This is a genomic window from Acinetobacter sp. MYb10, assembly GCF_002980175.2.
GTDB lineage: Bacteria > Pseudomonadota > Gammaproteobacteria > Pseudomonadales > Moraxellaceae > Acinetobacter > Acinetobacter guillouiae.
In genome coordinates this window covers 2449159-2461671 of sequence record NZ_CP058272.1, presented here as the reverse complement: position 1 = coordinate 2461671, position 12513 = coordinate 2449159, and the positions used below count along the sequence as shown (strand labels likewise).

The 12513-nt window shown below is 40.5% G+C and carries 12 protein-coding genes; 5 read left to right on the top strand and 7 right to left on the bottom strand.

Annotated features, from left to right (window positions below; all coding sequences use genetic code 11):
- The first annotated feature begins 8 nt into the window (after positions 1–8).
- The 4 genes from leuC to leuB all read left to right on the top strand — a co-directional run bounded on the left by leuC (position 9) and on the right by leuB (position 3926).
- Positions 9–1457, top strand: coding sequence for a 3-isopropylmalate dehydratase large subunit (gene leuC, locus CQZ96_RS11430; RefSeq protein ID WP_004818782.1), 1449 nt, complete (start codon positions 9–11; stop codon positions 1455–1457).
- A gap of 21 nt (positions 1458–1478) precedes the next feature.
- Positions 1479–2129 (top strand): 3-isopropylmalate dehydratase small subunit, encoded by a 651-nt coding sequence (gene leuD / locus CQZ96_RS11425; protein ID WP_105713979.1) that lies wholly within the window; start codon positions 1479–1481, stop codon positions 2127–2129.
- A 105-nt stretch (positions 2130–2234) separates the two neighbouring features.
- On the top strand, positions 2235–2804 hold the full coding sequence (locus CQZ96_RS11420) for a hypothetical protein (protein WP_004718093.1): 570 nt from the start codon (positions 2235–2237) through the stop codon (positions 2802–2804).
- 42 nt (positions 2805–2846) lie between these two features.
- A complete protein-coding gene (leuB, locus tag CQZ96_RS11415) occupies positions 2847–3926 on the top strand; it encodes a 3-isopropylmalate dehydrogenase (protein WP_004718091.1) in 1080 nt (359 codons plus the stop codon).
- A gap of 145 nt (positions 3927–4071) precedes the next feature.
- Here the strand turns inward: leuB and CQZ96_RS11410 are convergent, their stop codons facing one another.
- Together CQZ96_RS11410 and infA are read right to left on the bottom strand one after the other, a co-directional pair.
- Positions 4072–4473 (bottom strand): hypothetical protein, encoded by a 402-nt coding sequence (locus CQZ96_RS11410; RefSeq protein WP_105713978.1) that lies wholly within the window; start codon positions 4471–4473, stop codon positions 4072–4074.
- A 359-nt stretch (positions 4474–4832) separates the two neighbouring features.
- Positions 4833–5054, bottom strand: coding sequence for a translation initiation factor IF-1 (gene infA / locus CQZ96_RS11405; protein ID WP_004718087.1), 222 nt, complete (start codon positions 5052–5054; stop codon positions 4833–4835).
- Positions 5055–5282: 228 nt separating this feature from the next.
- Here infA and CQZ96_RS11400 point away from each other — a divergent pair, with 228 nt between their 5' ends.
- Complete coding sequence (locus CQZ96_RS11400; protein ID WP_004718084.1) at positions 5283–6293, top strand: AraC family transcriptional regulator; 1011 nt, start codon at positions 5283–5285, stop codon at positions 6291–6293.
- 88 nt (positions 6294–6381) lie between these two features.
- Here CQZ96_RS11400 and truA read toward each other — a convergent pair whose 3' ends face one another.
- From truA to asd, 5 genes are all read right to left on the bottom strand, one after another.
- A complete protein-coding gene (gene truA / locus CQZ96_RS11395; protein ID WP_105713977.1) occupies positions 6382–7179 on the bottom strand; it encodes a tRNA pseudouridine(38-40) synthase TruA in 798 nt (265 codons plus the stop codon).
- Positions 7180–7187: 8 nt separating this feature from the next.
- A complete protein-coding gene (locus CQZ96_RS11390; protein WP_105714047.1) occupies positions 7188–8162 on the bottom strand; it encodes an asparaginase domain-containing protein in 975 nt (324 codons plus the stop codon).
- A gap of 48 nt (positions 8163–8210) precedes the next feature.
- Entirely contained in the window at positions 8211–9506 is a 1296-nt protein-coding gene (locus tag CQZ96_RS11385) for a hypothetical protein (RefSeq protein ID WP_105713976.1), read from the bottom strand.
- 46 nt (positions 9507–9552) lie between these two features.
- A complete protein-coding gene (locus CQZ96_RS11380) occupies positions 9553–11058 on the bottom strand; it encodes a hypothetical protein (RefSeq protein ID WP_105713975.1) in 1506 nt (501 codons plus the stop codon).
- Positions 11059–11219: 161 nt separating this feature from the next.
- On the bottom strand, positions 11220–12338 hold the full coding sequence (gene asd / locus CQZ96_RS11375; RefSeq protein WP_105713974.1) for an aspartate-semialdehyde dehydrogenase: 1119 nt from the start codon (positions 12336–12338) through the stop codon (positions 11220–11222).
- Between the last annotated feature and the right edge of the window lie 175 nt (positions 12339–12513).

The following is a 12513-nucleotide window of genomic DNA, read 5'->3' as shown; positions in this document are numbered from 1 at the left end:
ATTTCGACATGGCAGGCGAAAACCAAAAAGCAAAAACAGAATCAGTAAAAACTTTGTATGACAAATTGTGGGATGACCATCTTGTAACACAACGTGATGATGGTTCAGCATTACTTTATATCGACCGTCATTTATTGCATGAAGTGACTTCTCCACAAGCATTCGAAGGCTTACAACTTGCTGGGCGTAAACCTTGGCGTTTAAGTGCTAACGTTGCAACACCTGACCATAATGTTCCTACATCAACCAAAGAGCGTTCAGAAGGGATTGCTGGGATTGAAGATGATACTTCTCGTATCCAAGTTCAGACCTTAGACGATAACTGTAAAACCTTTAATGTGGTGCAGTTTGACATTAACGATGTGCGTCAAGGTATTGCACATGTCGTTGGACCAGAACAAGGTTTAACTTTACCGGGTATGACGGTGGTATGTGGTGACTCGCATACAGCGACACATGGTGCATTCGGTTGTTTGGCACACGGGATCGGAACGTCAGAAGTTGAACATGTATTGGCAACACAATGCTTAGTACAGAAGAAAATGAAAAACATGTTGGTGCGTGTTGACGGAACATTAGGTCAAGGCGTTACACCAAAAGACGTGGTTTTGGCAATTATTGGTAAAATCGGAACGGCTGGCGGTACAGGGCATGCGATTGAATTTGGTGGTCAGGTATTCCGTGATATGTCGATTGAAGGGCGTATGACCGTGTGCAATATGGCAATCGAAGGCGGTGCGCGTGTTGGTATGGTTGCGGTCGATGATAAAACGATTGAATATGTTAAAGATCGTCCTTATGCACCAACAGGCCAACAGTGGGATGCGGCAGTCGCGTATTGGAATACTTTACATTCTGATGAAGATGCACATTTTGATACGATCGTAGTTTTAAATGGTGAAGAAATTGAACCACAAGTATCTTGGGGCACTTCTCCTGAGATGGTGATTCCTGTATCTCAAGCTGTTCCAACTTTGGAACAGGCCAAAGATGATGTACAGCGTAATGACTGGACCCGTGCGTATCAATATATGGGTTTAAACGCAGGTCAGGCATTGGCTGATATTCAATTAGATCGTGTATTCATTGGTTCTTGCACCAACTCACGTATTGAAGATATTCGTGCTGCTGCAGAAGTGGCAAAAGGTAAAAAAGTAGCGTCTAGTATTAAACAGGCCATGGTTGTTCCAGGCTCTGGTTTAGTGAAACAACAAGCGGAAGCGGAAGGTTTAGATAAAATCTTGATCGAAGCTGGTTTTGAGTGGCGTGAGCCAGGTTGTTCAATGTGTTTGGCGATGAATGCTGATAAGTTACAACCGGGTGAACATTGTGCATCGACTTCAAATCGTAACTTTGAAGGCCGTCAGGGCAATGGTGGACGTACTCACCTTGTCAGTCCAGCAATGGCCGCTGCGGCAGCAATTGCAGGTCACTTTGTTGATGTACGTTCATTCTAATCAGGCTTAAGGAGCAAAGAGATGAAAGCTTATACCGTTGAACAGGGTATTGTTGCACCTTTAGACCGTGCCAATGTAGATACCGACTTAATCATTCCAAAGCAGTTTTTAAAGTCAATTAAACGCACCGGTTTTGGTGATAACTTATTTGATGAATTACGTTATTTAGATGAAGGTTATCCGGGACAGGACAATTCTAAACGTCCGAAGAATCCTGATTTTATTTTGAATCAGCCACGTTACCAAGCGGCATCTGTATTAATTTCTCGTGCCAATTTTGGTTGCGGTTCAAGTCGTGAACATGCGCCTTGGGCATTGGAAGAGTATGGTTTTCGCACAGTGATTGCACCAAGCTACGCAGACATCTTTTTCAATAACAGTTTTAAAAATGGCATGTTGCCAGTGATTTTGCCTGAATCTGTTGTGGATCAATTATTTAAAGAATGTGCTGCTCAGGAAGGCTATCAATTAACCATTGATTTAGAAGCTCAAGAAGTCCGTACACCAAGTGGTGAAGCTTTTAAATTTGAAGTAGATCCATTTCGTAAACACTGTTTATTGAATGGCTTGGATGATATTGGTTTGACTTTACAAGCTGCGGATGAAATTCGTGCTTATGAAGAAAAAACCAAACAATCACGCCCTTGGATATTTGCTGAAATTCAAGGTTAATTTTCAGCGAACATTTTACACATAGCGTGAATGCCTAACTCTTGCTAACATGCGAGTATAACAAAATGAATGTTGACTCAGTGAAGTGAGGGTTGGGGTTGAGCAATGACTAAGTTTTTGAGTTGCAGTGTTTTAATCGGTTTAACAAGCTTTATGCTTAGTGCATGTCAATCCACTCAAATGGTTGATTTAATGCGTATCAAGCAAGCTGAAAATAAACATGTCAGCCAAAATTCGGTTTCTGTCTATTGTTCAGGTGCAGAGCATTGTGAATTTGCGCGCTTAAATGATGTGATTATCATGGATGAACGTGCACAACGTGCCAATCGTAGCGCCATTCAAAAGGGTTATCTCAAATTAACGGGTGAGCCTTTAGATCAAAATGGTGTTTATTTAACGATTCCACCTCAGCAATATGAGATGGTGATTCGATTCTATCCAATCACTAAACAGCATGCTGAAGTTTTCCATGTTATTCATGATTTTAAAGCAAATCAAAAATACACATTTAAGATGTATCGCTTAAGGTCACAGGGTTCAGGAAGTTTACTGAATGTTTCTTCACCGACACCGTTATGTGTCGATATGATTCAAGAAAAACGGACAATTCGCCGTTTTTGTCGACCGCATAATGCGGTGACTGGCGTGAGCGAATTTGTTGAACAGAAGATTTAATCTCACATCAGTATAGATACTGAACAATAAATGGAACTACAAATGTCTAAACAAATTTTGATTTTGGCAGGTGATGGTATCGGTCCTGAGATCGTTGCTGCTGCTGAAAAAGTACTGACACGTGTCAATGATAAATTTAATTTAGGTTTAACATGGGAACAGGGTTTGTTAGGGGGTGCAGCAATTGATGCACATGGCGAACCTTACCCAGCTGTGACAGCAGAACAAGCGAAAAAAGCAGATGCAATCTTACTGGGTGCTGTAGGCGGTCCAAAATGGGATAATATTGAACGTTCAATTCGTCCAGAACGTGGCTTATTGAAAATTCGTAGTGAATTAAATCTATTTGCTAACTTACGCCCTGCAATCCTTTATCCGCAATTGGCGGATGCATCTAGTCTTAAACCAGAGATAGTTTCGGGTTTAGATATCCTTATTGTTCGCGAATTGACGGGTGGCATCTACTTTGGTCAACCACGTGGTATTCGTGAACTCGAAAATGGTGAGAAGCAAGGTTATAACACTGACGTTTATTCAGAGTCTGAAATTAAACGTATCGCAAAAGTTGCTTTTGAAATGGCAAACTTACGTGGCGGTAAAGTTTGTTCAGTGGATAAAGCCAACGTGCTTGAAGTGACTGAGCTTTGGAAGCAGACAGTGACTGCACTTAAAGAACAACAATACCCAAATATTCAACTTTCACATATGTACGTCGATAATGCAGCAATGCAATTGGTTCGTGCGCCAAAACAGTTTGATGTGATTGTGACAGGGAACTTGTTTGGTGACATTCTTTCCGATGAAGCAGCAATGCTAACCGGCTCTATTGGTATGCTTCCATCTGCCTCTTTAGATGAGAATGGCAAAGGTATGTATGAACCTTGCCATGGCTCTGCTCCTGACATTGCTGGCCAAAACGTTGCTAATCCACTTGCCACCATTCTTTCTGTGGCAATGATGCTACGCTACACCTTCCGTGAAGAAGTGGCTGCAAAAGCCATTGAGGATGCTGTAGGGCAAGTTTTAGACCAAGGTTTGCGTACTGGCGATATTATGTCTGATGGTATGCGTAAAGTTGGTACGGCTGAAATGGGTGAGGCTGTCGTTGCAGCGATTGCTTAAATACCTGTTTTAAATGGTTGGCAATAAAAAACACAGCTTAAGCTGTGTTTTTTATTGTTAAATTTTAGCTTTTGATAAGTTTTGATAAAAGTCTATTCATATTCTCGCCATTATAGTGATGGGTATTAGATTCACTTTAAAACAGCTAACAGGCTCGACCTAAATACTCAACAGATTCAGCAACACCATCTTTTAATTGAAAAGTGACTTTACAATTAAAATTAATGTCATAGCTTGGCGTGCCTGTCGTATCATAACGAATCACTGGCAGACCCATTGCATTAGGGCCTACAGTCGCATTGCCTCCTGCCATGGGGATATTGATTGGTCTAAGGATGGTATAGCTTAAGGTGCTATTACTGGTTTGGATTTTATCGCTTACCTGATACCCCATTGCCTTAAAATTTAAATTGCTTTGAATTTCAGTACTGGTTTTACCAATGAATTGCTGTAAATATTGATCTAAATTTGCTGGTCGGGTGTTTAAGCTTTTACATCCAACAAGTGCAATAGATGCCAATAAAAACATACATACATGTATTTTCATAAGCTTCACCTGATCCTTAGTTAACTTAGTTTAGAAATGATCTCTGTTTAGTATAATAAATATACACACATATGTATCTAGATCGGTTGCAGGGCAAACCAAGTGGTATAGATTTTACTAAAAAGAGTCAAACAGACAGAACTGGTGAAGCTGTGAAAAGATCAGTTGTATTAAAATTTAGAACAAATTAGTGCTATCAACTTTGAAGTAAATGGATTACAAGTGATAAATAGGTATATGAAACAGATTTTAATGTGTCAGATGTATAGTTGCCAGACGATAAAAGATCGTAAGCAGGAAGGTAAATCTTGTGGATAATGAAAAAGCCACCTAAAAGTGGCTTTTGCTTACACTAAAACTTAGCGTGCACGATATGTAATACGACCTTTTGTTAAGTCATATGGTGTCATTTCAACTTTTACATTATCGCCTGTTAAAATACGAATATAGTGTTTACGCATTTTACCAGAAATGTGAGCAATCACTTCGTGACCGTTTTCTAAACGCACACGGAACATAGTATTAGGAAGCGTTTCGGTGACAACGCCTTCGAACTCGATAAGTTCCTCTTTATTGGCCATAGCCTACCTGATGATCAAATTGGAAAGGCGCAAATTATAGGCAATTTTTTGCAGAAAGACAAGAATATTCGGCATTACAAGGCGGTAGATGACTTGAAAATAAGCGAACATATTGTTAAACAATTTCTACAAAAAAAAGCGGATAAATATTGTCAGTTTGGTCAATCGACTGTAATCTAAATTAAATGTTTTAAGTATAAATGAATAACATACAAGGAAGGGCACTGCGTGAGTCAGCTAACTGATGCTTCGGTTGTTTTACGATTAGGCTATCAAGCGATCCGTCGTGCAGGATTGCCGACAGAAGAAATATTATCAAAGGCTGGGGTAGCATTGGGTCAGGTCGACCAAAATGCTCGAACACCGTTGAATGCACAATTTGCATTTTGGGTCGCTGCGGAGGAAGTCAGTAATGATCCAGATATTGGTTTACACCTCGGAGAGCACTTGCCACTGTATCGTGGGCAAGTGATCGAACACCTGTTTATTTCAAGTGAAAATTTTGGCGAAGGCTTAAAGCGTGCTTTGGCTTATCAACGTTTAATTAGCGATGCATTTCATGCCAAATTGATCATTGATGATGACGGGCGTTGTTATTTAACCAATGGTGAGCAGCCTTGGGGTGAGAACATCGTCAATCGTCATTTTTCAGAATGTGCTATTTCAGGGATTTTACGCTTCTTTAAATTTATCACTGAAGGACGATTTGAACCGATTTACATCGATTTTAATTTTGCCAATGGCGCTTCTGATGGTGAGTATTATCGTGTTTATGGTTGTCCTGTCAGTTTAGGGCAAAAAGAGACACGTCTTTATTTTGATCCTTCAATTTTAGAATATCCATTGTGGCAAGCAGAGCCTGAGTTATTGCAATTGCATGAACAACTTGCAATTGAAAAACTGCAAGAGCTTGCACGTTATGATTTGGTGGGTGAAGTACGCCGTGCCATAGGCTCCACTTTGGAAAGTGGTGAAACAACCCTTGAAACTGTTGCTGCACAACTCAGCATTACCCCACGTCGTTTACGTACACAGCTTTCGGAAGCCAATACCAGTTTTCAGCAAATTCTTTCTGATTATCGTTGTCGCTTAGCCAAGAAACTGTTGGCCAATACCACCGAAAGTGTTGAGCGTATTGTTTATTTGACTGGATTCTCTGAGCCAAGTACGTTTTACCGTGCATTTAAACGCTGGACCAATGAAACGCCTGTGGAATATAGAAAGCGTAAGCAGCGTTAAATCGTATGCTTGTGGGAAACGAACTGAACAGTTTTAATATAAAAAATCCTTCTATTGAGAAGGATTTTTTATATGCAGCCCCAAAAAATTATTCAGGCATATTTAACCAATGTGGCCCTAAAGGCATTTTAGGCAATTCAAATTGTTCTGGGTAATCTGCATGAATAAAATAAAGCCCATCTGGTGGTGCAGTGATTCCTGCCGCTTTACGATCTTGTGCCGCAAAAATTTCATCAATATGATCAACTTCATATAAACCTTGACCAATCTCAAGTAAGCAACCCATGATGTTACGTACCATGTGGTGTAAGAAGCCATCTGCTTGGATATCGAGAACTAGATAGTTGCCATGACGAATTAAGCGACAATGTTTGACATGACGTACAGGCTGATTGGACTGACATGCCGCAGCGCGGAAGCTTTCAAAATTATGCGTACCTTGAAATTTTTGCGCCGCTTCAATCATTTTATCCACATCGAGTGGATAATAGGCATGTGTCACTTGTTTATGTAACAAGGCAGGGCGGTTTGCCGATTGATAGACCACATAACGATAACGACGAGCCTTTGCCTTAAAGCGTGCATGGAAATCGTTATCCATTTCTTTAATCCATTGGATTGAAATGTCTTTGGGCAATTGACTATTTGAACCCATTAACCAACCACGTATAGGGCGAATCGCATTGGTGTCGAAGTGGGCCACCATATTGGTCGCATGGACACCCGCGTCAGTACGACCTGCGCCATGTAAAATAATGGGCTCGTCGGCAATTTTACTGAGCACCTTTTCCATGGTTTCCTGAATACTACGTACGCCAGGCTGTTGAGTTTGCCAACCTTTATATCGCATGCCACAAAACTCAATACCAATTGCAAAACGTTGCATAAATACCTCTATTCAGGATGATCATACCAATGGTCATGCCATTGTTCCGAAGAGGGGTATTGTAAATAAATTTTAACAATTTTGGCATAAAGATCTGCTTGGCTCAGTGCATCACTGACTAAAATTTTTGAATCTTTGATCCATTGGCTAATCGCATAGCGTTGATCCATGCCGCCTAGAGGCACTTGAGTCGATAAAATGATTTGGCAGCCATTTTCCTGCAAGCTTTTAATTTTTTGGATAATGCCCGCATTTACGGCTAAATTACCTACCCCATAAGCTTGAATGATCAAGAAATGCGGAGCATGTTTGGAGAAAATTTCCAGATTACGTTCAAACTGTAATATTTCAGTCGGCACCATCATCCAATTGACGATATTGAGCGATTTGGCTTTTTCGATATGTGAAAGTTGTACCTGAATGACGGAATGATCTACCGCTATTTGTTGTTCGGCTTTGAGTCCTTTAAACGCATCTAAAGCAGTGCTATGAGCTTTTAATGTGGTTCTTGCATGAATCACTTGATGGTAGAAAGCCAAATACACGCCTACAGGAAGTCGAGTGACGGCATCGAGTGCGGTATTTAAATTATCCAGCGCATCGGTGAATTCTCGAGTATTGTCCCCTTGAATATTGAGCAGTGGATATTGGCTTCCTGTAAGGACGACATGACAGGACTCAGCTAAAAAGCGTGATAAGGTCGCAGCAGCATAACTCAGCGTATCTGTGCCATGAATAATGACGAAGTGTTGGAAATTTTGGAGTTGTAGGCTTTGTATTTGTTGAATCAGCATAAGCCAGTCAATGGCCGTACATGCACTACTGTCTTTGATACTGGGTGCCTTAAAGCATTCAATTTTAAATTGAGGTGCTAAGACCTTTTTGAGTTGTGGAATAAAGTCAGCATCAGGCATCGGCGCTAAAGGCTCGCCAATACAGCCAAAAGTTCCACCCATGTAAATTAAAGCAATTTTTTTGTTCATAATAAAAAAGCAGCCATTCATGACTGCTTTATCTTAAGACGAATAGATTTAAGAAGCTATTTGATTGAGTAAATTTTGTGATTGTTGGCGTTGTTCAGCTGTATACGCTGCTTCGTTTTGTGAGAGTAGCTCACGAACGGAAGCATATGCACCCAAATTTAGATATTGTTGAGCAAGGTCTAAATTTAATTGAACTTCATTCACTTGAGCCAGCTCAGGGAATGAATGGAGTAATGGGTCGTTTGCATCTATGGCCAGACTGGTTTCAGCTTCACTAGGCGTTTCAAGGCTAAGTGTTGCTGTGCTATGCACTTGCTCAACTGTTTCAGGTTTCGGATCTAGATCAAAACTAAAAGTGGACTGTGTCTCTGGTTCAGTAGGCGTGACTTTAAATTCAAAATCACGTACTGGTGTGCTTTCTTCAGTAGCTACTGGCGTAATCGGTTCAGCAAAATCAAGTTTGAATTCTGGTGCGATTTCAACTTCTGCTGTTTTTTCAACTGGAACTGCTGTAGGTTCATTTGCTGTAAACGTGAACTCTAACGGCTTAACAGTTTCAGTTTTAATTTCTGGGGCAGGAGGAACTACTTCAAAAGAAAGCTCAGGTGCTGTTGGCGCTTTTTCAGGTACAGGATCTAGATTAAATTCTAAAGGCTGAACAGGTTGTTGCGGTGTCTCAACTTTCTGTTCAACAAGCGTTGAATGATCGAATTCTAGCGCATCGACTTGTGCCAGATTTTGCGTTTCGGTTTTAGATACAGCGGGTTGTGAAATTGTTTCTGTATTGCCAATCAAGGCATCAAAGGCAGCTGTATTTTTGCTTTCTGGCACGACAGGGCTTGAGGGCTCAAAAGCAATCGATTCAACTGGGTGATCAGCTTGATTGGCTTTTCGTCGTTCTTCGGCTTGAATGACGATTTCGTCTAAGCCCAATGAACGAATATGATTAATCAACTGATTCACTGCAAATTCATCTTTTTGTGCCAGATGCACGTCTAAAAGATAAAGATAAAGTTCATGTTGAGCATTGTCTTGGTTTAAAACTTGATTGATTTTTGCTTCAGCAGAAAAATAGTTTTTCTCAGCAATCAGCTTTTCAATATTACTTTTTAATTCAGGGCTTAATGGTTTTGTTGCTTGTTTAACAATAACTTCATCTTCAACAACAGTGGTCTGTTGTTTTTTTGAGGTACGCGCAGTGCGTGCAACATTTTTCTTTGAAGTCTTTTTATTGTTACTTTTTTTGTTATTGGCACTGGCATTCTCTTTATTGGCATCCTCTCGTTTTTTGAGCACGATCGCCACGACCAAGAGTAGAACAAATGGAATCACATACAACAACATTTTATTTCCCCTTCATTGAGCACAATGAATCAATATTTTGAATATCCTAACTATTTGGTTTTTTTGCATTCTGCTGTTGTAATTGCTGTTGCAATTGAGCGAGCTGAGCATTTAATAATTGAATTCGCTGATTCTTTTGTTGTAAACCTGCTGCAAGTTGGTTCACATTCTTCTGTAATTTAACCGTTTTTTCACGAGATGTCATAACTTTTGTAGATAATTCAGTAGTGGTCTGATTCAACTGTGTATTTTGCTTTCCTTGACTCTGAGCAGCGGGTTGTTCATTGTCTGCGACTAAACTCATTTCTGCTTGATCTAAGCGATATTTGGCAGAACCCGATTGCTTTTTGGCAATTTCAGGTACAGCCGTTGCAACTTTATTTTTGCTTTGTGGTATTTGACGATAGCTGGCTGCTAGATTGAGTGCAGCGCCACGACGAATACGGTTTACATCACCTTGAATAAACGCATTGGCATTATTTGCTTTAATTTGTCTCATCACTTCTGGAACGCTTTGATTGGTTTCTGCTGCAATCCGAGATGCAATTTTCCACAGTGATTCATTGGCCTGAACAATATGTTTAGGTTGTTTATCTAATGCTTTATTGGCTTTTTCCTGTTTAAGCACTTTTTGTGACTCTGCTTTCGATTTCTCTACGCGAGACTCATTCGATTTTGCTTGCTTGGTCTCAGCTTTGGAATCTTTTGGCTTTTGTGATTCTGCTTTTTGCTCGTCTAATTTAGCGGGTGGGGTCTGAGCTTTTGCAGATTGCACTGGTGCTTTTTCGGCTGGTGGCTGAGGCACTTGTTGTACAGTTACCGCCGTTGTTTGTGGCGTATTCTGAGCACTGCTTTGATGATTGCTTTGAAGATGGTTTGGAGTATTGGTTGTAGCTGCAGGTGGTGTGGTTGTCGCAACTGTAGTTGTTTTTTGTTCTGTTTTGAGTGCTGGTGGTGCAATCACATTAATTGCTAAAGTACCAGCTGAATCCGTTGTCGTCGTTGCTTTGGTCGCCATAGCTGGTGGAGTTACGACTTCTGGCGTTGTCACGTGGTATTGCGTGCTGGTTGGTAAATTTAATGCAATATCTTTTTCGCTGACGATGATTTGAGGTGTCAGAGGCTTTTCTTTGACTAAGGCATTGCTCATTGGAGCAGGGACGTTGCTACGCCCACGAGTCAATGGGGCTTTGACTTGCTGAATATGGGTCGCACTCCCTTCTTTGACTTTTATTAATATATTTAATTCAGATTCAACAATCGGACGAGAAGAGGTAATCACAATCACCCCAGTGCCATCTCCTGAACGACGAGTATAAAAATTTAAATGCCCAGGTGCTTGCGCGGAAATACCAATATTTTGAATATCATCTGCATCGGCTAATCCGACTTCTATTTTTTCATTTGGATTTGCATTACTAAACTTCATTTCAGCATAAAGCAGATCACCAGACCCTGACTGAACTTGGATCGGGTCTATTGTAATCGCACTCACCGCTTGCGACGTCATGATGGCTAAAATGGCAATTTTTAATTTGTTATATACAGTCATCTCTATCCATTGCTCTGACAAAGTTCAAGGCATCCCCATAATACAATATTAGCTGTAGTCTATATGTAAAATATTAACATTAGAGTTACATAAACATAGTTACATAAAAAAGCCGATCAAGATAGATCGGCTTTTTCATTGTTTATGAGTTTTTTGTGACTTTAAGCATTTTTATAGTCGATTAAGATACGTAACATACGACGTAAAGGCTCAGCAGCACCCCAAAGTAATTGGTCACCTACAGTGAATGCGCCTAAATATTCTTTACCCATATTTAATTTACGTAAACGACCTACTGGCACAGATAGAGTACCTGTTACAGCGACTGGAGTAAGATCCGTCATTGATGCATCGCGTGTATTTGGAATCACTTTTGCCCATTGGTTAGACTGACGAATCATGTCTTCAATCTCATCAAGCGGAACATCTTTTTTCAATTTCAATGTTAAGGCTTGAGAGTGACAACGCATTGCACCAATACGTACACAGTGACCATCAATTGGAACAATCTGGGCATTACCTAAGATCTTGTTGGTTTCAACTTGACCTTTCCACTCTTCTTTAGATTGACCGCTTTCAAGTTGCTTATCAATATAAGGGATCAACGAACCCGCTAAAGGCACACCGAAGTTTGCTTTCGGGAAAGCTTCGCCACGTTGTAATTCGGCAATTCTGCTGTCGATGTCTAAAATCGCAGAACGTGGATCATCTAACAAGTCTTGAGTATTGTTATATAAATACCCCATACCGGTGATCAGCTCACGCATGTTTTGCGCACCAGCGCCCGAAGCGGCTTGATAAGTCATCGCCGTCATCCATTCCACCAAATTGTGTTGGAACAGTGAACCCATGCCCATCAACATCAAAGAAACCGTACAGTTACCACCAACAAATGTTTTAATACCATTGACCAAACCGTCTTTGATAACATTTAAGTTAACTGGGTCGAGTACAATAATTGCTTCATCATCCATACGTAATGTAGAAGCTGCATCGATCCAATAGCCTTTCCAACCTTCAGCTTTTAGCTGAGGAAAGACTTCTGATGTATAGTCGCCACCTTGACAGGTAATAATGACATCCATTTGCTTCAGACTGGTAATGTCCGTCGCTTCCATAAGTGCTGGAGCAGTTTTACCACCAAAAGCAGGCGATTCACCACCTGCGTTACTGGTAGAGAAATAGAATGGCTCAAAATGAGCAAAATCATTCTCTTCAACCATACGTTGCATAAGGACAGAACCAACCATCCCGCGCCAACCGACCAGACCTACTTTCATGTCACTTTGCCTCGGTGCGTTAAAAAATAAAAGGGGGTTTGAGTGTATCAAAAGAGTGTGTAACTGCAATAGCATACACAATGAAAACACAACTATATTGTGCAATATATCTTGTTTATGATACATGCAAAATTGATATTAATTTATGAATCATTCAAAAATTAAGAATATAAGA